General features: G+C 72.4%; 17 protein-coding genes and 1 riboswitch. Of the genes, 8 read left to right on the forward strand and 9 right to left on the reverse strand.

All coding sequences use genetic code 11. The features are described 5' to 3' along the window. The first annotated feature begins 93 nt into the window (after positions 1-93). The 5 genes from AC0ZLC_RS02200 to sepH all read left to right on the forward strand — a co-directional run bounded on the left by AC0ZLC_RS02200 (position 94) and on the right by sepH (position 4862). Positions 94-1332, forward strand: coding sequence for an MFS transporter (locus AC0ZLC_RS02200; RefSeq protein WP_476750109.1), 1239 nt, complete (start codon positions 94-96; stop codon positions 1330-1332). Continuing rightward, positions 1292-2611 (forward strand): D-arabinono-1,4-lactone oxidase, encoded by a 1320-nt coding sequence (locus AC0ZLC_RS02205; RefSeq protein WP_476750110.1) that lies wholly within the window; start codon positions 1292-1294, stop codon positions 2609-2611. Before AC0ZLC_RS02200 ends, AC0ZLC_RS02205 begins: the two co-directional genes overlap by 41 nt. Before the next feature lie 101 nt (positions 2612-2712). After that, a complete protein-coding gene (locus AC0ZLC_RS02210; RefSeq protein ID WP_476750111.1) occupies positions 2713-3000 on the forward strand; it encodes a hypothetical protein in 288 nt (95 codons plus the stop codon). Positions 3001-3123: 123 nt separating this feature from the next. Further along, positions 3124-3372: a hypothetical protein gene (locus AC0ZLC_RS02215; protein ID WP_476750112.1), complete on the forward strand. Its 249-nt coding sequence runs from the start codon at positions 3124-3126 to the stop codon at positions 3370-3372. 431 nt (positions 3373-3803) lie between these two features. Beyond that, positions 3804-4862, forward strand: a complete 1059-nt coding sequence (gene sepH / locus AC0ZLC_RS02220; RefSeq protein ID WP_476750113.1) for a septation protein SepH — start codon at positions 3804-3806, stop codon at positions 4860-4862. Between the two features lie 143 nt (positions 4863-5005). Here the strand turns inward: sepH and AC0ZLC_RS02225 are convergent, their stop codons facing one another. Beyond that, the gene (locus AC0ZLC_RS02225) at positions 5006-5833 is read right to left on the reverse strand and encodes a sulfurtransferase (protein WP_476750114.1); all 828 of its coding nucleotides are present in this window, start codon (positions 5831-5833) and stop codon (positions 5006-5008) included. A 314-nt stretch (positions 5834-6147) separates the two neighbouring features. Between AC0ZLC_RS02225 and AC0ZLC_RS02230 the strand changes: the two genes are divergently transcribed. After that, positions 6148-6951, forward strand: coding sequence for a VOC family protein (locus tag AC0ZLC_RS02230; protein ID WP_476750115.1), 804 nt, complete (start codon positions 6148-6150; stop codon positions 6949-6951). Positions 6952-6983: 32 nt separating this feature from the next. On the opposite strand, the gene AC0ZLC_RS02235 is transcribed toward AC0ZLC_RS02230, so the two are convergent. The 4 genes from AC0ZLC_RS02235 to AC0ZLC_RS02250 form a co-directional block, all read right to left on the reverse strand. Further along, positions 6984-7631 carry a thymidine kinase gene (locus AC0ZLC_RS02235; protein WP_476750116.1) on the reverse strand — a complete coding sequence of 216 codons (648 nt, stop codon included), beginning with the start codon at positions 7629-7631 and terminating at the stop codon, positions 6984-6986. A 68-nt stretch (positions 7632-7699) separates the two neighbouring features. Beyond that, a complete protein-coding gene (locus AC0ZLC_RS02240) occupies positions 7700-8887 on the reverse strand; it encodes an alkaline phosphatase family protein (RefSeq protein WP_476750117.1) in 1188 nt (395 codons plus the stop codon). Then, entirely contained in the window at positions 8887-9474 is a 588-nt protein-coding gene (locus AC0ZLC_RS02245; RefSeq protein ID WP_358851493.1) for a DUF5998 family protein, read from the reverse strand. Before AC0ZLC_RS02245 ends, AC0ZLC_RS02240 begins: the two co-directional genes overlap by 1 nt. Positions 9475-9561: 87 nt before the next feature. After that, positions 9562-12435 (reverse strand): bifunctional acetate--CoA ligase family protein/GNAT family N-acetyltransferase, encoded by a 2874-nt coding sequence (locus AC0ZLC_RS02250; protein ID WP_476750118.1) that lies wholly within the window; start codon positions 12433-12435, stop codon positions 9562-9564. A gap of 204 nt (positions 12436-12639) precedes the next feature. Between AC0ZLC_RS02250 and AC0ZLC_RS02255 the strand changes: the two genes are divergently transcribed. Beyond that, on the forward strand, positions 12640-12921 hold the full coding sequence (locus tag AC0ZLC_RS02255) for an HPr family phosphocarrier protein (RefSeq protein WP_389461127.1): 282 nt from the start codon (positions 12640-12642) through the stop codon (positions 12919-12921). Positions 12922-13165: 244 nt separating this feature from the next. Here AC0ZLC_RS02255 and AC0ZLC_RS02260 read toward each other — a convergent pair whose 3' ends face one another. From AC0ZLC_RS02260 to AC0ZLC_RS02275, 4 genes are all read right to left on the reverse strand, one after another. Next, positions 13166-13861 carry a GntR family transcriptional regulator gene (locus AC0ZLC_RS02260; RefSeq protein ID WP_476750119.1) on the reverse strand — a complete coding sequence of 232 codons (696 nt, stop codon included), beginning with the start codon at positions 13859-13861 and terminating at the stop codon, positions 13166-13168. Positions 13862-14045: 184 nt separating this feature from the next. Next, on the reverse strand, positions 14046-14813 hold the full coding sequence (locus AC0ZLC_RS02265; protein ID WP_476750120.1) for a M23 family metallopeptidase: 768 nt from the start codon (positions 14811-14813) through the stop codon (positions 14046-14048). 12 nt (positions 14814-14825) lie between these two features. Then, positions 14826-14985, reverse strand: a riboswitch (cyclic di-AMP (ydaO/yuaA leader). A 245-nt stretch (positions 14986-15230) separates the two neighbouring features. Continuing rightward, positions 15231-16619, reverse strand: coding sequence for a M16 family metallopeptidase (locus AC0ZLC_RS02270; protein ID WP_476750121.1), 1389 nt, complete (start codon positions 16617-16619; stop codon positions 15231-15233). Further along, on the reverse strand, positions 16616-17983 hold the full coding sequence (locus AC0ZLC_RS02275; RefSeq protein WP_476750122.1) for a M16 family metallopeptidase: 1368 nt from the start codon (positions 17981-17983) through the stop codon (positions 16616-16618). Before AC0ZLC_RS02275 ends, AC0ZLC_RS02270 begins: the two co-directional genes overlap by 4 nt. 475 nt (positions 17984-18458) lie before the next feature. On the opposite strand from AC0ZLC_RS02275, the gene AC0ZLC_RS02280 reads away from it, so the two are divergent. Continuing rightward, positions 18459-20915, forward strand: coding sequence for a DNA gyrase/topoisomerase IV subunit A (locus tag AC0ZLC_RS02280; RefSeq protein WP_476750123.1), 2457 nt, complete (start codon positions 18459-18461; stop codon positions 20913-20915). Position 20916 lies beyond the last annotated feature (1 nt).

The raw sequence follows: 20916 nt of genomic DNA on the forward strand, positions 1-20916 counted from the left end.
TCCCGGCCCGCGGAACCCGCATGCGTGAGGGCCGCCCGGCCCCGTAAGCTGTATCAGCCATCTTCACGCCTTACCTGGACCCCCGGAGTCCCCGTGCCCAGCCCCTACGTCGCCCTGTTCGCCGCCCCAGGCTCCAAGGGCTTCTCCGCCGCGGGCTTCCTCGGCAGGATGCCGCTGTCCATGATGGGCATCGGCGTGGTCACGATGATCTCCCAGCTCACCGGCAGGTACGGCCTCGCGGGCGCCCTGTCGGCCACCATGGCCCTGGCCGCCGCCGTGATGGGACCCCAGGTCTCGCGTCTGGTGGACCGCCACGGGCAGCGCCGGGTGCTGCGCCCGGTGACACTGTTCGCCCTGGCCGCGGCCGCCGGGCTGCTGTGCGCGGCGCACTACGAGTGGCCCGACTGGGTGCTGTTCCTGTGCTCGGCGGGCATCGGCTGCGTCCCGAGCGTCGGCGCGATGATCCGGGCGCGCTGGGCGGCCGTCTACCGGGACACCCCGCACCTGCACACCGCGTACTCCTTCGAGTCCGTGGTCGACGAGATCTGCTTCATCTTCGGGCCGATCATCTCCATCGGTCTCTCGACGGTCTGGTTCCCCGAGGCCGGTCCGCTGCTCGCCGCGTGCTTCCTGGCCGTCGGCGTCTTCTGGCTGACGGCCCAGCGCGCCACCGAGCCGGTGCCCCATCCGCGCGAGCACCACTCCCGCGGCTCGGCGCTGCGCTCGGCCGGACTCCAGGTCCTGGTGGCCACCTTCGTGGCGACGGGGGCCATCTTCGGCGCGGTCGACGTGGTCACCGTGGCCTTCGCGGAGGAGCGGGGCCACAAGGGTGCCGCGAGCGTCGTCCTCGCGCTGTACGCCGCCGGCTCCTGTGTGGCGGGGGCCGTCTTCGGGCTGCTGCGGTTCTCGGGGCCGCCCGAGCGCCGGTGGCTGCTGGGCATCTGTGCGATGGCCGTGAGTATGATCCCCCTCCTACTGGTCGGGAACCTGCTGTTTCTGGCCGTGGCGCTGTTCCTGGCGGGCCTGTCCATCGCACCGACGATGATCACGACGATGTCCCTCATCGAGCAGCACGTTCCACGCGCGAAACTGACCGAGGGCATGACCTGGGTGAGCACCGGGCTCGCGGTCGGGGTCGCGCTCGGCTCCTCCGTGTCCGGCTGGGTGATCGACGCCGCCGGCGCGAAGGCCGGGTACGGGGTTCCGGCGGTGTCCGGGGCCGTCGCGGTCGTGGTGGGTCTTCTCGGGTATCGCCGGCTGAACAGGCCGGTTCCGCAGCGGGGAGGGACCCATGAGCAGCACAGCGAGCGGGAAGAGCGGAACGTGGCGTAACTGGGCCGGGAACGTCACGGCCCGCCCGGTCCGGGAGGTCGCTCCGGCGTCCGTGGGGGAACTGTCCGCGGCCGTGCGCAAAGCCGCCGAGGACGGGCTGCGGGTCAAGGCCGTCGGTAGCGGCCACTCGTTCACGGCGGCCGCCGCGACCGACGGGGTGCTGGTCCGCCCGCACCTGTTGACGGGCATCCGCGGGATCGACCGTGCGGCCGGCACCGTCACCGTCGAGGCGGGCACCCCGCTCAAGCGTCTGAACGTGGCGCTCGCCCGCGAGGGACTGTCGCTCACGAACATGGGCGACATCATGGAGCAGACGGTCTCGGGCGCGACCGGCACCGGCACCCATGGCACCGGCCGCGACTCGGCCTCGATCGCCGCCCAGATCAAGGCCCTCGAACTGGTCCTGGCGGACGGCTCGGTCCTCACCTGCTCCGAGAAGGAGAACCCCGAGGTCTTCGCCGCCGCCCGCATCGGGGTCGGCGCGCTCGGCATCGTCACCGCGATCACGTTCGCCGTGGAGCCCGTCTTCCTGCTCACCGCCCGTGAGGAGCCGATGAGCTTCGACCGGGTGACCACGGACTTCGACGCCCTCGTCGCGGAGAACGAGCACTTCGAGTTCTACTGGTTCCCGCACACCGGCAACTGCAACACCAAGCGCAACAACCGCAGCGCGGGCCCCGAGAAGCCGCTCGGCCGGGTCGGCGGCTGGATCGAGGACGAGTTCCTCTCCAACGGCGTCTTCCAGGCGGCCAATCTGCTCGGCCGCGCCGTGCCCGCCACCATCCCGGCCATCGCGAAGGTCTCCAGCCGCGCCCTGTCCGCCCGGACGTACACCGACATCCCGTACAAGGTCTTCACCTCTCCCCGGCGGGTGCGCTTCATGGAGATGGAGTACGCCGTCCCGCGCGAGGCCCTCGTGGAGACGCTGCGGGAGCTGAAGACGATGGTCGACCGCTCGCCACTGCGGGTGAGCTTCCCGGTCGAGGTCCGCACCGCCCCCGCCGACGACATCACGCTCTCCACGGCGTCCGGCCGGGAGAGCGCGTACATCGCCGTCCACATGTTCAAGGGGACGCCCTATCAGGCGTACTTCACGGCGGCCGAACGGATTTTCACGGCGCACGACGGGCGGCCGCACTGGGGCAAGGTGCACACCCGTGACGCCGATTACTTCGCCCGGGTCTACCCCCGCTTCGGCGAGTTCACCGCGCTGAGGGACCGTCTGGACCCGGAACGGCGGTTCGGGAACGACTACTTGCGCCGGGTGCTGGGGCCGTAGTCGTGCCGGACGAGGGGGCCGGGGCCGAGGTGCCGGCGCCGGAGCCGTCATCGGTGGCGCCGTCCCCGGGGTCCGGGCTCTCCGTGGGAGCTGGTGTCGGCGTGGGACTCCACCCGGTGTCACCGTCACCGCTCGGTGAGGGGACGCCGTCGTCCGGTGTGCCGCTGCCGGTTGGGGACGGCGACTGCGAGGGGACCGGCGACGGAGTGCGGTCCGGCGAGGGCTTCCCGTGGTGGCCGGACACGGCGTCGCCGACCGTGGTGCTGCCGCTCCCGCTGAAGCTGTCACCGGACACCAGTTCGTACGTGGTGATGCCCGCCATGGTGACGCCGAAGACGAGCGCGGCGGCGACCAGCGGCCGCTTCCAGCCCGTGACCCGCGCACGATAGACGGTTCCCGCACCGAACTCGTGCGCGGGAGCGGCCGGTTCCGCGGGCTCCGGCCCTCTCGGCCGGGACCCCGTCGCCGGCTTCGGCCGCCCCTGGACCTTCACCTCGCGTATCTGCTCGCCGGTGCGGCTGAAGAAGTGCTGGAAGACCGTGCCCCCGCACGTCGCGATCGCGCTCACCACCCCGGCGCCGAGGATCGTCCCGTACACCCCGAAGTACGAGGCGAGTCTGGCCGCCACCACCGCGGCGACCGCGCTGCCCGCCACCTGCGGGACACTCAGGTCCACCCGCTTCCTCTTCGGCTCCTGTGAGGCATCCGACGTTTCGCCCATTCCCGAACCTTGCCTGCCTTTCCCGTACTTGGCCGACTGACTGCACGAGAAAGGGACGTATGGGCGAAACCAATAGTTCCGTTTCTGGTTGTTTCGTGAAGTGCGTCACGATCGAGGGTGCGAAGGGCGCACATCGGGCAGTTGACTCAGGGCCGCCACGCGAAGTCGCGCGGCGCGCCGATCCACGCAGGTGGCCCGAATGGAGTACTGTTGCGAGCCCTGGAGTCCGGACTCCCGCCAGGGTGTCCGGGGCCTTGCAGGACCGCCGAAGGGGGATCGTTGCACAGGGTGATGAGGTTCGTCACTCAGCGTTGCGAACAGGTAACCGTGCCATAACGGCGATCACGGGCCCGTGCCCGACACGCCGGGCAACTCGGCAAGGTTGTGGCAGGCTGCACCCGGGCAGGCCACACTCGACTAGCGGAAGCAGCGACGCACGTGACGTCGGCAGGCACCACCCGGGAGGTCCCCATGCCCGAACTGCGTGTCGTGGCCGTCTCCAATGACGGCACACGGCTGGTGCTGAAGGCTGCGGACAGCACGGAGTACACGCTTCCGATCGACGAACGTCTCCGCGCCGCCGTGCGCGGCGACCGTCCCCGCCTCGGCCAGATCGAGATCGAGGTGGAGAGCCATCTCCGCCCCCGAGACATTCAGGCCCGTATACGCGCCGGAGCCTCCGCCGAGGAGGTCGCGCAGTTCGCCGGCATCCCCGTCGACCGCGTGCGCCGCTTCGAGGGTCCCGTGCTGGCCGAACGTGCCTTCATGGCCGAGCGGGCCCGCAAGACTCCGGTCCGCCGTCCCGGTGAGAACGCCGGTCCCCAGCTCGGCGAGGCCGTGCAGGAGCGGCTGCTGATCCGCGGGGCCGAGAAGGACAGCGTCCAGTGGGACTCGTGGCGGCGCGACGACGGCACCTGGGAAGTGCTGCTCGTCTACTTGGTCGCGGGTGAGCCGCACTCGGCGAGCTGGACGTACGACCCGCCCCGGCGGCTCGTCCAGGCCGTCGACGAGGAGGCGCGCTCGCTGATCGGCGAGTCCGAGGACCTCGCGGCGCCCGAGCCCAGCTTCCCGTTCGTGCCGCGGATCGCCCGGCTGCCGCGGGACCGCCCGCTGGACCGTGCCCTGGACCGGCAGATGGAGCGGCCCAGCCTGCCCGCGGCGTCGCCCGAACCGGCCGAGGAAGCCGCGAGCGAGCGCGATTCGCTCACCAGCCTGCTGGAGGCGGTGCCCAGCTTCCGCGGCGACATGGTCGTGCCCGAGCGTCCCGTCGGCACGGAGTTTCCCGCAGCGGAGGAACCGCCGGAGTCCGAACCCGAGGCGGAGGAGCCGCCGGCTCCCGCGGCCTCGGCCGGTGCCGGTTCGGCCTACGCGGACGTCCTCATGCCGCGGTCGGTCGGCAGCCACCGCGACCGTCTCGTCGGGTCCACCGACCGTCAGGCCGAGGCCGACGGAGTCCGGCCGGGCCGCCGCGCGGCGGTGCCGAGCTGGGACGAGATCGTCTTCGGCACTCGCAGGAAGAAGCAGGAGTAGCCGCTCGTACGTCAGGTACCGGCACGAGTACCGGCGCACGAGAGGCACGTCGTACGGGGAAAGGGGGCTCGCGCCCGGCCGGGCGCGAGCCCCCTTTCCCCGTGTCCGTGTCCGGGTGCGGCCGCGGGCCAACGGGCGCCCCGCTACTGGGGGTCGGGGCCCACGGCGACCGGGCGGCCCGCGTCCCGGGACCACTCCGACCAGGAACCCACGTAGAGCGCCGCCGGGATGCCCGCGACCGCGAGCGCGAGAACCTGCTGGGCGGCCGAGACCCCGGAACCGCAGTACACGCCGACCTCCGTCCCGCCCGTCGCACCGAGGGACTTGAAGCGCTCGGCGAGCTCCTCGGCGGGCAGGAAGCATCCGCTTTCGGCCAGATTTTCCGTGGTCGGCGCCGAGACCGCTCCCGGGATGTGACCGGCGACCCGGTCGATCGGCTCGACCTCGCCGCGATAACGCTCGCCGGCCCGCGCGTCGAGGAGCAGCCCGGTGCGGGCCAGCGCGGCGGCGCCGTCCGCGTCCAGCAGCGGCAGCGCTCCCGGCGCGGGCACGAAGTCCCCGGGGTCCGGGTCCGGCACCTCGGACGTCAACGGCCCGCGCCAGACGGCCAGGCCGCCGTCAAGCACACGCACCGCCTGATGCCCCGTCCAGCGCAACAGCCACCAGGCACGTGCGGCGGCCCAGCCGAGGCCGCCGTCGTACACCACGACGTCCCGGCCTGCCCGGACCCCGGCGGCCCGCATCGCGGCTCCGAACACCTCAAGGTCCGGCAGCGGATGCCGGCCTCCGGCACCGGGCGGACCTGCGAGCTCGGAGTCCAGATCGACGAAAACGGCCCCCGGCAGATGCGCTTTCTCGTACTCGGGCCGCAGGTTCGGACTGCCCAGCTGATAGCGGACGTCGAGAAGGACCGGCCGGTTCGGCCCTGCCGGAGCGTCGGCGAGTTCGGAGGCGGAGATGATGGCGTTCATGGCCACCATCCTCGCGCACGGGGTGGCCGCGTCGTCCAGGTCCGGCTACTCTGCTCCGCCGGACAGCCCCGATCACGAGGAGTGTGCGATCGGGCACGTGCTGTACAGCTGATGGTCACCGGTCGACAATGTCGCGGAAACGGATGAGTGCCCGCATAACGGGCATTCTCTTGCGGTAGTACGGCGCCCGGCGGCGCGGCCGGAGCGACCGGCGGTGCCGACATCGGCGCGGGGCGTGCGTGCCCGGGGCGGATGTACGCGCACGCACTGGCGGAAGTCGACCGGTCCCCACGAGGGCCGAGAAGAGAGTGACGATGACCGAGGCACGGGGGTCGGCCGGCCTGAACGGCACCACGCACGCCCGGCGCACACCCGGCACACCCTGTTGGGTGAGCCTGATGGTGCACGGGACGGCCGCGACCCAGGAGTTCTACGGAGCGCTGTTCGGCTGGGAGTTCGAGCCGGGCCCCGAGCAGCTCGGCCCGTACGCGAGGGCGCTCCTCGACGGCCGCGAGGTGGCCGGCATCGGTCACCTGCCGCCCGACCGGCAGCTGCCCGTCGCCTGGACTCCCTACTTCGCCTCGGACGACGTGAACGTGACGGCCGAGACCGTGCGGCACTCCGGCGGCACCGTCGGGGTGGGTCCGCTGGACGCGGCCGACGCCGGCCGGCTCGCCATCGCGTCCGACCCGACGGGAGCCGTCTTCGGCGTCTGGCAGGCGGCGGCCCATCTCGGCACGGGCATCAGCGGAGTGCCCGGCACGCCGGCCTGGAACGAACTGCTGACCCGCGACTCGGCGAGCGTCGCCAAGTTCTACCAGGGCGTCTTCGGCTTCGAGCTGGAACCGGTCGACTCCGCCGACCTGGACCACGTCACGCTCCTGCTCGGCGGCCACCCGGTGGCCGGCATTCACGGCGTGGGCCGCGCCCTGCCCCGGGACCGGGGTGCGCACTGGCTGACGTACTTCGAGGTCGCCGACGCCGAGGACGCAGTCACCCGCGTCGTCGAGCTGGGCGGCCGGGTCCTGAAGCCGCCGCACGACTCGGCGCACGGCCGCATGGCCACGGTGGCGGACCTGGAGGGCGCGGTGTTCTCGGTGCTCCACACGGCGTGCTGAACCGCCCGGACGCGCGGTGGGGCGGACCGGCGTCAGGCGGAGGCGATGGGCAGGACGTCCGGGGACAGGGCGCCCGCCCGGGCGGTCGCCGCCGTCATCCGGCGCCGGTGGTGGCGACGGCACAGCACCTCGTATCCGACGGCGTCCGACTGGTTGACGTCGCCGACCACGACCTGGGCGCCTTCCACGACCATCTCGCCCCCTATCGTGCGGGCGTTGTGCGTGGCCCGGGCGCCGCACCAGCACAGGGCCTCGACCTGGAGGACCTCGACCCGGTCGGCCAGTTCCACCAGGCGCTGCGAGCCGGGAAAGAGCTTGGAGCGGAAGTCCGTGGTGATGCCGAAGGCGAAGACGTCGACGTCGAGGTCGTCCACGATGCGGGCCAGCTGGTCGATCTGGTCCTCCGCCAGGAACTGGGCCTCGTCCGCGATCACGTAGTCCGCACGGCCGCCCTGCGAGAGATGGTCGACCACGTACGCGTACACGTCCTGGCCGGCCGCCACCTCCACGGCGTCGGTGACCAGGCCGAGGCGGGAGGAGAGCTTGCCCTCCCCCGCACGGTCGTCACGCGTGAAGATCAGGCCCTGCAGCCCCCGCGCGGAGCGGTTGTGCTCGATCTGGAGAGCCAGTGTCGACTTCCCGCAGTCCATGGTTCCGGAGAAGAACACCAGCTCGGGCATGGCGGGTTGAGCACCTTTCGGCGGGAGGTCGGCGGGGATTCAAGGGCGTGCGCATCCGTGCGGACGACTCAGGAGCGTACTTGGAGGAGCGGGACCAGCTGCTCGACGGGGGTCATCGAGCCGTGGTTGCCGACCATGGCCGACTCCTTCGGCTCGCGCTCGGAGGCGATGAGCAGGACGTCGTCCCGGGCCGCCGCGACCACGTCACCGATCCGCCCGTACACCCGCCCGTCGATCCGCGGCCCGAACCAGCCCGCGGCGATCGCCTCGTCGCGCGACGCCACCCAGAACTGCTCTCCGAGCACCTCGCGCCAGCAGGTCAGGACGTCCGCCTCGGCACCCCGCACGGCGTAGACGTGGCGCGCGCGGCCCTCACCGCCGAGCAGGGCGACCCCGGCCCTCAGCTCCCAGTCCTCGTCGAAGTCGATGCGGTGCTGCTCGTCGAACGGGATGTCGATCATGCCGTGGTCGGCGGTGACGTACAGGGCGGTGCGCGGCGGGAGCTGTTCCGCGAGCCGCTGGACCAGGCGGTCGACGTACATGAGCTGGCCGCGCCACGGGTCGGAGTCGACACCGAAGCGGTGGCCCTTGCCGTCCACCTCGGCGTAGTACGTGTAGACCAACGAGCGGTCACCCGCGGCCAGTTGCTCGGCCGCGAAGTCCATGCGCTCCTCGCCGGTGAGCCGGCCGTGGAACGTGCCGCCGCTCAGCGCGACCTTCGTCAGCGGCGTGTTCTGGAAGCCGGGCGAGGAGACCTGGGCGGTGTGCACGCCGGCCGCGTCCGCCAGCTGGAAGACCGTCGGGTACGGCTGCCAGACGCGCGGCTCCGTCCACGGATTCCAGCGCAGCTGGTTCATGAGCGCGTCCGTCTCCGGATTGCGGACGGTGTAGCCCGGCAGGCCGTGCGCGCCGGGCGGCAGACCGGTGCCGACCGAGGCGAGGGAGGTCGCGGTGGTCGCCGGGTAGCCGGCGGTGATCGGGCGGCCCGTGCCCCCGCGGGAGGACGCCAGCAGGGACGTCATGAAGGGGGCCTCGTCCGGATGCGCCCTCAGCTGCTCCCAGCCGAGGCCGTCGATCAGGAAGACGCAGTTGCGGTCGGCCGAGGCCAGTTCCGCGATGGCGGCGGTCGCACCCGGTACGCCCATGCCCGCGGCGAGCGTGGGCAGCAGATCGGCCAGCGAACCCGTGCCGTACTCGGGGACGGGTGCGGAGGCGACGGCGAGAGGCTCCGGGTGGTCCCAGGCGGGCAGAGCCATCAGCTCGCGATGTCCGCGGTCGCCTCGGAGAGGGACTGCGCGAAGGCGAGGGCCTGGCGGACCGTCTCGGGGCCGTCCCCGGCCTCGCTGACGCGCAGGCTCAGGTCGTCCGCCGTGGAACTGCCCGTGTAGCCGTGGTCCGCCTCGCAGTTGGGGTCGCCGCAGGCCGCCGGCTCCAGGTCGATGCGGGAGACCGCGCCCCAGCCGATGGTCAGGACGACCTCGCGGGGCAGCGTGCCCGGGACGTACGACTCGGGGTTGGCGACCACGCGGCTGAGCACGACCGACGAGATCCGGCTGAGCTTGACGGACTCCGTGGACGTCGTGGCGTAGGGCGTCGGCGAGGTGGTGTCCGCCGCCTGCTCGTCGGTGTGGCTCACGACGAAACGGTTGGCGGTGAGGACCAGCACCGTGACGTGCCTGCGGACCTCGTTCGCGTCGAACGTCGTCTCCTGGTGGACCAGGAACGACTTGACGGCATCACCGCCGACGGCGGCTTCCACCGCCTCGGCCACGAGAGCCGGGTAGTAGCCGCTGCGCTCGATCGCCGCTCGCAGCCCCTGGGTCGTCGTACTGGTCTTGGCCATGACGTCCATCCTACGGTGGTGCGCCGACTGCACGGCACCGCTCGCGGGTGTCCGTGCGGGACGGGCGCCTGCCGACGGCGCGGGCGCTCAGATGACGGGCAGTGTGCGCGGGCCGAGGTCGTCGCGGGCGGGCGGGCGGGCGAGCCGGACGGTGGCCCCCAGGACGCTCAGGCCGCGCGGTGCGACGACCACCGGCTCCAGGGAGACCGCGACGACCTCCGGGTGGTCGTCGACCAGCCGCGACAGGCGCAGCATCAGCTCTTCGAGCGCCGCCGTGTCTACCGGCGCCGAACCGCGCCAGCCGAACAGGAGCGGCGCCGTCCGGATCGACCGCACCAGCGAGGTCGCCTCCCGGTCGGTGACCGGGATCAGCCGGTGCGCCGTGTCGCCGAGCAGCTGGGACGCGGCCCCGGCGAGCCCGAAGGAGAGGACGGCGCCGGCCGCCGGGTCGATGACGGCCCGCACGACCGTGTCGACCCCGCGCGGCGCCATCGCCTGCACCACCGGCCGCAGCTCCTCCGGCCCGCCGAACAGCTCGGTCAACTCGGCGTACGCCCGGCGCAGTTGCTCCTCGTCCGCCAGGTCCAGCCGGACGCCGCCCAGGTCGGCGCGGTGGCGCAGGTGCGGAGCGGTGGTCTTGAGGGCGACGGGGTAGCCGAGGGTGCGCGCGGCCTGTGCCGCGTCCTCGGGCGTGGGCGCGGGCAGAGCCCGGCGGACCGCGATCCCGTAGCGCCCGAGCAGCTCGCACGTCTCGTCCGCGCCCAGCGTGAGCCCCTCGTTTCGCGCAAGCAGCCCCTCGATCAGCTCGGCGGCGCCCTTCTCGTCGATGTCGTCGTACTCGGGGACCCTGCCGGGCTCGGCGGCGTCGCGGCGCCACTGGGCGTACTTCACGGCTTCGGCGAGGGCCCGGACGGCGCGCTCGGCGGCGGGGTAGGCCGGGATGAGCCGGGGGCTCGCGGCGGGGTCGTCGGCGGCCGTGGTCCCGGCCCGGCGAGGGGACTCGCTCCGCCCGGACGCGGCGGGGACGGCAGGGGGCCGGGAACCGGCGGCGGCCGGCTGGGGGGCGGTGCTCGCGGCGGCGGACAGTGCCTCGGCGAGCCCGCCCAGCTCGACGTGGACGACGAGCACCGGTTTGGCGGGGGCCGCCGCGGCGGCGGAGCGCAGCGCCCCGGCGAGGGCCTCGTCGGCCGCGGGCGTCTCCCTCACCGCCGGGATGGCGGTCACCACCACCGCGTCGCACGCGTCGTCGGCCAGCGCGTGGGCCAGCGCGTCGTGGAAGTCGTCCGCCGAGGCCGCCGTCGTCAGGTCCAGCGGAGGCAGCGGCCGCAGTCCCTGGGCGAGGCACGCGTCGTACGTGAGGAGCCCGAGCGACTCCGAGTTGCCGAGGATCGCCACCCGGGGCCCGGGCGGGAGCGGCTGGCGGGCGAGCAGGAGGCCCGCGTCGACGAGCTCGGTGATGGTGTCCACGCGGATGACGCCGGCCTGCCGCAGCAGCGCGGAGACGGTCGCGTGCGGCAGCCGGGTGGCCCGGACGGCGTGGCCCTGGGGGGCGGCTCCGCCGTGCCGTGCGCCCTGGACGACGACCAGGGGCTTGGCCGCCGCGGTCCGCCGGGCGAGCCGGGTGAACTTGCGCGGGTTGCCGATGGATTCCAGGTACATCAGGGCGACGTCGGTGTCCGGGTCGTCGTACCAGTACTGGAGCACGTCGTTGCCGGAGACGTCCGCGCGGTTGCCGGACGAGACGAAGGTCGACGCGCCGGTCACGCCCGTGACGCCGCCGCCGCGCCGGTGCAGCCGGGACAGCAGCGCGATGCCGATGGCGCCGGACTGGGCGAACAGGCCGATCCGCCCGGCGCGGGGCATCTCGGGGGCGAGTGAGGCGTTGAGCCGCACCCCGGGCGAGGTGTTGATGATCCCGAAGGCGTTGGGCCCGATGATCCGCATGCCGTACGTGCGGGCCTGGCGGACCAGCTCGCGCTGGCGCTCGCGTCCCTCGGGCCCGCTCTCGGCGTATCCGGCGGAGACCACGACGAGTCCCTGCACGCCGTGCTCCCCGCACTCCGCGACGGCGTCGGGCACGTGCTCCGCGGGGACGGCGACGACCGCGAGGTCGACGGGCTCGGCGATCTCCCGGACGGAGCGGTGGGCCGGGACCCCCTCCAGCTCCTTCTCCTCGAACGCCCTGTTCACCGCATACAGGCGGCCGGTGAAGCCGGCCTCGCGGAGGTTGTCGAGGACGCTGCGGCCCACTCCGCCGGGCGAGCGGCCGGCGCCGATCACGGCCACCGAGCCGGGCGCGAGCAGCCGCTGCACGGACCGCGCCTCGGCCCGCTGCTCCCGCGCCCACTGGACGGCACGCGAGCGGTCCGTCGGCTCCAGTCCGAACTCGAGGCGGACGACCCCGTCCTCGAAGCTGCGCTTCTGCCGGTAGCCCGCGTCCGTGAACACCTTGATCATCTTGCTGTTGGCCGGCAGCACCTCGGCGGCGAAGCGGCGGATGCCGCGCTCCCGGGCCACCGCCGCGATGTGCTCCAGCAGGGCCGAGGCGACACCGCGTCCCTGGTGGGCGTCCTGCACGAGGAAGGCCACCTCGGCCTCGTCGGAGACGGGTGCGCCCCCTGTCGCGTCGGGCGCGGGGTGGGAGGAGGCGGGCAGGCCGTCGGGGGTGATGCGGTCGTACCGTACGGTGGCGATGAACTCGCCGCCGACCGTGGCCGCGAGTCCCACCCGGTCCACGAAGTCGTGGTGCGTGAAGCGGCGGACGTCCTTGGCGGACAGCCGCGGGTAGGGCGCGAAGAAGCGGTAGTACTTCGACTCGTCCGAAACCTGCTCGTAGAAGCTGACCAGGCGCTCGGCATCGTCGACGGTGATGGGGCGGATGCGCGCCGTGCCGCCGTCGCGCAGCACCACGTCGGCTTCCCAGTGGGCGGGGTACTCGTGCCGGTCCGACGAGGTCTGCATGGGCCCCAGCGTACGGCTCGCGTCCGACGACGTCGCGAGGCAGGCTTGGGGGTCCGCCACCCCCTCCGGGGGCGTGCCAGGTGACACCTTCGGGGCCCATCCTGGAGGCTCCCGCCGGGGTGCGGCCCGCGGTCCGCCCGGGCACGCTTCACCGTATGGGACACTGGTCTAGACAACCCTGGAACACCGGAAGGGCAGCATCACATGGCTGAGCGCCGCGTCAACGTCGGCTGGGCCGAGGGCCTCCACGCCCGCCCCGCCTCCATCTTCGTCCGGGCGGCCACGGCCTCCGGCGTCCCCGTGACGATCGCCAAGGCGGACGGCAACCCCGTCAACGCCGCGTCGATGCTCGCGGTCCTCGGCCTCGGCGCCCAGGGCGGCGAGGAGATCGTCCTCGCCTCCGACGCGGAGGGCGCGGACGCGGCCCTCGACCGCCTGGCCAAGCTGGTCTCCGAGGGTCTCGACGAGCTTCCCGAGACCGTCTGACCCCTCGGACACCCTCTCGTGCGGCGAAGCCGCGTCGGCCCGACCGGTCGACGCGGCTTCGCCGTTCCCGCGCCTTTCCGGATCCCACCGCTCGTCACCGGCCGACGGCCGGTCGATATCAGCACGCCGTCCGGACAATGCGACGGGCACCTGAAAAGGCGCGCCGGGAATTCCCGGCGCGTGAAAAGAGGGCAGCGGGAAACAGCCACCTGCCGAATATGCCTCTTTGTATACGGTGCTTTTGTTAATGCCGCGGGCCCGAGATGTTTACGGGAGGTTGCGAAGTCCTCACGCGGTCCGCGGGCCGGGCGCGCCGCGCGGAGCGGAAGCAGTGCGCGGAGGCGGCGCGCTCGGCGTGCAGCGCGGTGATCGCGCGCGCCCGCTCACCGTCCCCGCGCGCGACGGCGTCCACGATGCCGCCGTGCTCCGCCCAGGCCTGAGCGGCGTCGGCCGGCGCCTCCACCGCGTACATCCAGGCGATCTTGTGACGCAGCTGGGCGAGCGTCGAGGTCAGCGCGGGGCTCCCGGACGCCTGGGCGAGCGTCTCGTGGAACCAGCCCCCCAGGGACCGCAGATCCTCGTTGTGGCCTCTCCTGGCCCGCTCCTGCCCGAGCCTGACCAGGCCCCGCAGAACCTTGAGGTGGGCCTCGGTGCGGCGCTGGGCGGCCCGCGCCGCGCCCAGGGGTTCCAGCAGCAGCCGCATCTCCAGGAGGTCCGCGGCCTCCTGTTCGGTGGGCTCCGCCACGCACGCGCCCGCGTGCCGCCGGATGACGACGAACCCCTCGGCCTCCAGCGTGCGCAGCGCCTCGCGCACGGGGACGCGCGAGACGCCGTAGCGGCGGGCGAGCAGTTCCTCGGTGAGCCGGCTGCCGCGCTCGTAGACACCCGCGACGATGTCGTCACGGATCGCCGTGCATACCGAGTGCGCCGGAATGCGCATGAGCGGACCTCCGCTTAATCCTCGCGAAACGCCGTCGATTGACGCTTGTTCAGCGACTCTATTGCAGCGGGACGGAATTTCCGATGGCGGACCGGAATCCATATGTATTTTTTGGACGGCCGCGCGTCCTAAACGCCGAAGGCCCCGGCTCGTCGAGCCGGGGCCTTCACAAGTCGCGGGGGGGTCAGAGGCTGACGCCGTGCGAGCGGAGGTAGGAGACGGGGTCGATGTCCGAGCCGTACTCGGCCGTCGTACGGGCCTCGAAGTGGAGATGGGGCCCCGTGGAGTTGCCGGTCGACCCGGAGAGGGCTATCGGCTGGCCCGGGGTGACGGTCTGCCCCTCGGAGACGTTGACGGACGACAGGTGGCCGTACATGGTGTACGTCCCGTCGTGCATCTTGATGACGACCTGGTTGCCGTAGGCGCCGGCCCAGCCGGTCGTGACGACGGTGCCCGCGCCGACGGCCTGGACGACGGTGCCCGACGCGGCGTGGAAGTCGACGCCGGTGTGGCTGCCGGAGGACCAGAGGCTGCCGCCGGTCTTGTAGCCGGTGGAGACGTAGGAGCCGGCGACCGGCGCGACGAAGGTGTTGAGGAGCTTGCGCTCGGCGGCGCGGGCGGCACGGGCCCTGACCTCGCGCTCCTTCTTGGCCTCGGCCATGATCCGCCGCTTCGCGGCCTCCTCGGCCTTCTTCAGCGCCGCGGCCTCGTCGGCGGCGTGCTGCTGGGCGGCGGCCTGCGCGTCGACCTGCTCGGCGACCGTGTCGCCGATGGTGACGGCCTGGGTCAGCCCGGTCTGCTGGACGGAGGCGGCGTCCGCGGCGAACGCGGGGGCGGCCAGGGTTCCGATGACACCGGTGGTGGTGAGAGCCGCCACGCTTGCCGCACTCTTGGTGGTGCGCGTGATCCGGCTGGGACGACGATGCTTCCCGGTGGCACGGGTGAACGCCATGAAGGGGCTGGTCCTTTCCTTCCCTCTCGCCTACCGGGTTAGCTGACGGGTTCGGAGCAGGAAGGTCTCCTACGGGCTTCCTTGGGGAAGGACGCCCGATTCACCCCAGGGACTGCGATGGGTCCCCGGCTCCCCTGGCTCGCGCCGTACGGGGACTCGGCGATGACTGTCCGGTGCCGCGGACGCGGCGCACTGCCTGACGAACAGTCGGACTGACGCTAAGGGGGCGTCTTTCAATCGACAAACGGATCACGGCTTTTGTAGTGCACGCCACAGGGCAGAAGGGCAACGCCCCGGCAATACGGACATAACGCGGACGAAGCCGGGTAAGCGCGCGCGGAACCCCGAATGGACGGCGGGTAAACGCGGGGACCCTGGTGACTCATCAGTCACCAGGGTCCCGTCGTCCGCGGGGCTCTACTCGGCCCGTACGACGCTCACTTCACCGATGCCGAGGGCCTCGACGGGCTCCTCGATCTGCGCGGCGTCGCCCACCAGGACCGTCACCAGGCGGTCGACCGGGAAGGCGTTCACGACGGCCGCGGTGGCCTCCACAGTGCCTGTGGCGGCGAGCTGCTGATAGAGCGTCGCCTGGTAGTCGTCCGGCAGGTGCTGCTCGACCTGGTCGGCGAGCGTGCTCGCGACCGCCGCCGCCGTCTCGAACTTGAGCGGTGCGACGCCCACCAGGTTCTGCACGGCCACGTCGCGTTCGGGGTCCGTCAGACCGTCCGCGGCGAGCGTGCGCAGCACCTTCCACAGGTCGTCGAGAGCCGGACCGGTGTTGGGCGTGTCCACGGATCCGCTGATGGCGAGCATCGCGGCACCCGAGCCGTCCGGAGCCGAGCGCAGCACCTGGCCGAACGCCCGCACTCCGTAGGTGTAGCCCTTCTCCTCGCGCAGGACGCGGTCCAGGCGGGAGGTGAGGGTGCCGCCGAGGCAGTACGTGCCCAGCACCTGGGCGGGCCACACCCGGTCGTGCCGGTCGGCTCCGACGCGGCCGATGAGCAACTGCGTCTGTACGGCGCCGGGGCGGTCGACGATGATCACGCGGCCCAGGTCGTCGGCGGTGACTGGCGGCACCGGACGCGGCTCGGCCGAGGAGCCGGTCCAGGCGCCGAGCGTGTCGGCGAGCAGCGCGTCGAGGTCGACGTCGGTGAGGTCGCCGACGACCACGGCGGTGCCGGTGGCGGGACGCACGTGCTTCTCGTAGAAGGCGCGCACGGCCGCGGAGTCGATCTTCTGGACCGTCGCCTCGGTGCCCTGGCGCGGACGCGACATGCGCGAGCCGGCCGGGAACAGCTCCTTGGAGAGCTCCTTGGCCGCGCGGCGGGCCGGATTGGCGGTCTCGTGCGGGATCTCGTCGAGCCGGTTGCGTACCAGCCGTTCGATCTCGCTGTCCGTGAAGGCCGGTGCCCGCAGGGCGTCGGCGAGCAGGCCGAGCCCCTTCTCGAGCCGGGAGACCGGGACCTCCAGCGAGAGGCGCACGCCCGGGTGGTCGGCGTGCGAGTCGAGGGTGGCGCCGCAGCGCTCGAGCTCGGCTGCGAACTCCTCTGCGGAGTGCTTGTCGGTTCCCTCGGAGAAGGCACGGGCCATGATCGTGGCGACGCCGTCGAGACCGGCGGGCTCGGCCTCCAGGGGAGCGTCGACGAGCACCTCCACGGCGACGACCTGCTGGCCGGGGCGGTGGCAGCGCAGGACCGTCAGGCCGTTGTCGAGCGTGCCGCGCTCGGGTGCCGGGAACGCCCACGGCCTGGCCTCGCCTGCCTGCGGCCGGGGGTGGAACTCCATCGTCGCGAGCTCGGTCACTTGGCCGACTCCTCGTCCTCGTCGGTGGCTTCGGCGGCCGCTGCGGCCTCCGCCTCGTCGGCGGCGACCGGCTCGTACACGAGCACCGCGCGGTTGTCGGGGCGCAGCCGGGCCTTGGCGACCTCCTGCACCTCCTCGGGGGTGACGGCGAGCACGCGCTCCACCGCGGTGAGGGCGAGCTGCGGGTCGCCGAACAGGACGGCGTACCGGCACAGTTCGTCGGCGCGGCCCGCGACCGTGCTCAGCCGGTCCAGCCACTCCCGCTCCAACTGGGCCTGGGCGCGCTCCATCTCCTCGGTGGTGGGGCCCTCCTCGGCGAACCGGGCGAGCTCCTCGTCGACCGCCGCCTCGATGACCGGGACCTCGACGTCACCGGACGTCTTCACGTCGAACCAGCCCAGGGAGGGCGCCCCGGCGAGCCGCAGCAGGCCGAACCCGGCCGCGACGGCGGTGCGGTCACGGCGGACGAGCCGGTTGTAGAGGCGGGACGACTCGCCGCCCCCGAGGACGGTGAGCGCCAGGTCGGCCGCGTCGCACGCGCGTGTGCCGTCCTCCGGGAGGCGGTAGGCGGCCATCAGCGCGCGGGCCGGGACCTCCTCCTCGACGACCTCGCGCAGCTGCTCGCCGATGATGTCCGGCAGCGAGCCGTCGCGCGGGGCGGGCTTCCCGTCGTGCCCGGCGATGGAGCCGAAGTACTTCTCGATCCAGCCGAGGGTCTGCTCGGGGTCGATGTCCCCGACGACCGACAGGACGGCGTTGTTGGGCGCGTAGTAGGTCCGGAAGAACGCGCGGGCGTCCTCCAGGGTGGCCGCGTCCAGGTCCGCCATCGACCCGATCGGGGTGTGGTGGTAAGGGTGGCCCGCCGGGTAGGCGAGGGCGGTCAGCTTCTCGAACGCGGTGCCGTAGGGCACGTTGTCGTAGCGCTGCCGGCGCTCGTTCTTGACGACGTCCCGCTGGTTCTCCATGGACTCTTCGTCGAGCGCGGCGAGCAGCGAGCCCATGCGGTCGGCCTCCAGCCAGAGAGCGAGCTCCAACTGGTGCGCGGGCATGGTCTCGAAGTAGTTGGTCCGCTCGAAGCTCGTCGTGCCGTTCAGCGAGCCGCCGGCGCCCTGTACGAGTTCGAAGTGGCCGTTGCCCTTCACCTGGCCCGACCCCTGGAACATCAGGTGCTCGAAGAGGTGAGCGAGGCCGGTCCGGCCCTTGACCTCGTGGCGCGAGCCGACGTCGTACCAGAGGCACACCGCCGCGACCGGGGTCAGATGGTCCTCGGAGAGCACCACGCGCAGGCCGTTGGCCAGGCGGTGCTCGGTCGCTGTCAGGCCGCCGGAGCCTGCCTCAGCTGTGGCCGTGTGACCCATGGGCATGTACGTCCCTTCGATCGCGGAAAACTGCAGAATTCCTGTCGGTCCTGCCACTGTATGCAAGCGCGCAGACGCCTGGCGAAGTTCCCGCACCTCGTACGCCCACAGCGAGACTTCCGCGGCGGAATCCGAACGCCCGCACGAGGCGGTCGCCGCGGGCCGGACGGCCCGGTGGGCGGTCGGTCACGGCGCCGCGGCGGGAGCCGGCCGGGCGGTCCTCCTCGGGTCGCCCTGGCCACCAAAGTGGCCGCGCGGGCCACGAGCCGACGGTCGGGCCGGGCCACCCGGAGTGGCCGTGCGGGCGACGAGCGGAGGGGCGGCCGAGCCGACGGGAGTGGCCGTGCGGGCCGCCGACGGGCGGGGCCGCGGGGCGCGGCGGGAGCGGTTAGGGACGGGGCGTGGTCCGCGTTGTCAGCGGAGCGGTCCACAATGGTGCGCGTCAGAACCCGTTCATGTTGGTGAAGGAGCCGCAGCAGCGATGGCCCGCCGCAGCACGAAGACCCCGCCGCCCGACGACTTCGAGGAGCGGATCCTCGACATCGACGTCGTCGACGAGATGCAGGGCTCCTTCCTCGAGTACGCGTACTCGGTGATCTATTCCCGGGCCCTGCCGGACGCGCGTGACGGCCTCAAGCCCGTGCACCGCCGCATCGTCTACCAGATGAACGAGATGGGCCTGCGCCCCGACCGCGGCTACGTGAAGTGCGCCCGCGTCGTCGGCGAGGTCATGGGCAAGCTCCACCCGCACGGCGACGCGTCGATCTACGACGCCCTGGTGCGGCTGGCCCAGCCCTTCTCCATGCGGCTCCCCCTGGTCGACGGCCACGGCAACTTCGGTTCCCTCGGCAACGACGACCCGCCCGCCGCCATGCGGTACACCGAGTGCCGGATGGCCGACGCGACGTCCCTGATGACGGAGTCGATCGACGAGAACACCGTCGACTTCGCACCGAACTACGACGGGCAGGAGCAGGAGCCCGGCGTCCTCCCGGCGGCCTACCCCAACCTGCTGGTGAACGGCGCGTCGGGCATCGCCGTCGGCATGGCGACCAACATGCCGCCGCACAACCTCGGCGAGGTCATCGCGGCCGCCCGGCACCTGATCCGTCACCCGAGCGCCGACCTGGACACGCTGATGAAGTACGTCCCGGGGCCCGACCTGCCCACCGGCGGGCGGATCGTCGGACTCTCCGGGATCAGGGACGCGTACGAGACGGGCCGCGGCACCTTCAAGATCCGCGCCACGGTCTCCGTGGAGAGCGTGACACCGCGCCGCAAGGGCCTCGTCGTCACCGAACTGCCCTTCACCGTGGGTCCGGAGAAGGTGATCGCCAAGATCAAGGACCTGGTCGGCGCGAAGAAGCTGCAGGGCATCGCCGACGTCAAGGACCTCACCGACCGTGCGCACGGCCTGCGCCTGGTCATCGAGATCAAGAACGGCTTCGTGCCGGAGGCCGTCCTCGAACAGCTCTACAAGCTGACGCCGATGGAGGAGTCCTTCGGCATCAACAACGTGGCTCTGGTCGACGGCCAGCCCCTCACCCTGGGCCTCAAGGAACTGCTCGAGGTCTACCTCGACCACCGCTTCGACGTCGTGCGCCGCCGCAGCGAGTTCCGCCGCACCAAGAAGCGCGACCGGCTGCACCTCGTCGAGGGGCTCCTGATCGCCCTGATCGACATCGACGAGGTCATCCGGCTGATCCGCTCCAGCGACAACTCCGCCCAGGCCAAGGAGCGTCTGATCGGACGCTTCTCGCTCAGCGACATCCAGACGCAGTACATCCTGGACACGCCGCTGCGCCGGCTCACCAGGTTCGACCGCATCGAGCTGGAGACCGAGCGCGACCGGCTGAACGGCGAGATCGACGAACTGACCGGCATCCTGGACTCGGACGCGGAGCTGCGCAAGCTGGTCTCGAACGAACTGGCCTCGGTGGCCAAGAAGTTCGGCACCGACCGGCGCACGGTGCTGCTGGCTTCCGCCGGTTCCCCCGCCGCCGCCGTCCCCCTCCAGGTCGCGGACGACCCGTGCCGGGTCCTGCTGTCCTCCACGGGCCTGCTCGCCCGTACGGCGAACGGCGACCCCTTCGGTGAGGACGCGGACGGCAAGCGCAGCAAGCACGACGTGATCGTCTCCGCGGTGCCGGCGACGGCCCGCGGCGAGATCGGCGCGGTCACCTCCTCCGGCCGCCTGCTCCGGCTGAACGTGATCGACCTCCCGCAGCTGCCGGAGACGGCGTCGGCACCCAACCTCTCGGGAGGCGCGCCGATTTCGGAGTTCCTGCCCTCCCTGGAGGCGGACGAGACGGTGGTCTGCCTCATGACGCTCGACGAGTCGTCGCCGGGACTGGCGATCGGCACGGCACAGGGCGTGGTCAAGCGCGTGGTCCCCGACTACCCCTCGAACAGGGGCGAGCTGGAGGTCATCACGCTCAAGGACGGCGACCGCATCGTCGGAGCCGTCGAGCTGAGCACCGGCGACGAGGACCTGGTCTTCGTCACCGACGACGCCCAGCTGCTGCGCTACCAGGCCGCACACGTCCGCCCGCAGGGCCGTCCCGCGGGCGGTATGACGGGCATCAAGCTCACCGAGGGCGCCAAGGTGATCTCGTTCACGGCCGTCGACCCCGCGGCGGACGCGGTCGTCTTCACCGTGGCGGGCTCGCGCGGCACACTGGACGACTCGGTCCAGACGACCGCCAAGCTGACCCCCTTCGACCAGTACCCGCGCAAGGGGCGCGCCACGGGCGGCGTGCGCTGCCAGCGGTTCCTCAAGGGCGAGGACTGCCTGTCGCTGGCCTGGGCGGGCCCCGCTCCGGCGCGGGCGGCGCAGAAGAACGGCACGCCTGCCGAGCTGCCCGAGATGGACCCGCGCCGCGACGGCTCGGGGGTGTCCCTGGCGAAGACGGTGGCGGTGGTGGCCGGACCGGTGTAGC

It is taken from the genome of Streptomyces sp. GLSS-08, from assembly GCF_056387915.1.

Coding starts and splice junctions, on each gene's coding strand:
- AC0ZLC_RS02205 (WP_476750110.1), top strand. CDS start 1,292: ATGAGCAGCACAGCGAGCGGGAAGAGCGGAACGTGGCGTAACTGGGCC.
- sepH (WP_476750113.1), top strand. CDS start 3,804: ATGCCCGAACTGCGTGTCGTGGCCGTCTCCAATGACGGCACACGGCTG.
- AC0ZLC_RS02225 (WP_476750114.1), bottom strand. CDS start 5,833: ATGAACGCCATCATCTCCGCCTCCGAACTCGCCGACGCTCCGGCAGGG.
- AC0ZLC_RS02230 (WP_476750115.1), top strand. CDS start 6,148: ATGACCGAGGCACGGGGGTCGGCCGGCCTGAACGGCACCACGCACGCC.
- AC0ZLC_RS02235 (WP_476750116.1), bottom strand. CDS start 7,631: ATGCCCGAGCTGGTGTTCTTCTCCGGAACCATGGACTGCGGGAAGTCG.
- AC0ZLC_RS02240 (WP_476750117.1), bottom strand. CDS start 8,887: ATGGCTCTGCCCGCCTGGGACCACCCGGAGCCTCTCGCCGTCGCCTCC.
- AC0ZLC_RS02245 (WP_358851493.1), bottom strand. CDS start 9,474: ATGGCCAAGACCAGTACGACGACCCAGGGGCTGCGAGCGGCGATCGAG.
- AC0ZLC_RS02250 (WP_476750118.1), bottom strand. CDS start 12,435: ATGCAGACCTCGTCGGACCGGCACGAGTACCCCGCCCACTGGGAAGCC.
- AC0ZLC_RS02255 (WP_389461127.1), top strand. CDS start 12,640: ATGGCTGAGCGCCGCGTCAACGTCGGCTGGGCCGAGGGCCTCCACGCC.
- AC0ZLC_RS02260 (WP_476750119.1), bottom strand. CDS start 13,861: ATGCGCATTCCGGCGCACTCGGTATGCACGGCGATCCGTGACGACATC.
- AC0ZLC_RS02265 (WP_476750120.1), bottom strand. CDS start 14,813: ATGGCGTTCACCCGTGCCACCGGGAAGCATCGTCGTCCCAGCCGGATC.
- AC0ZLC_RS02275 (WP_476750122.1), bottom strand. CDS start 17,983: ATGCCCATGGGTCACACGGCCACAGCTGAGGCAGGCTCCGGCGGCCTG.
- AC0ZLC_RS02280 (WP_476750123.1), top strand. CDS start 18,459: ATGGCCCGCCGCAGCACGAAGACCCCGCCGCCCGACGACTTCGAGGAG.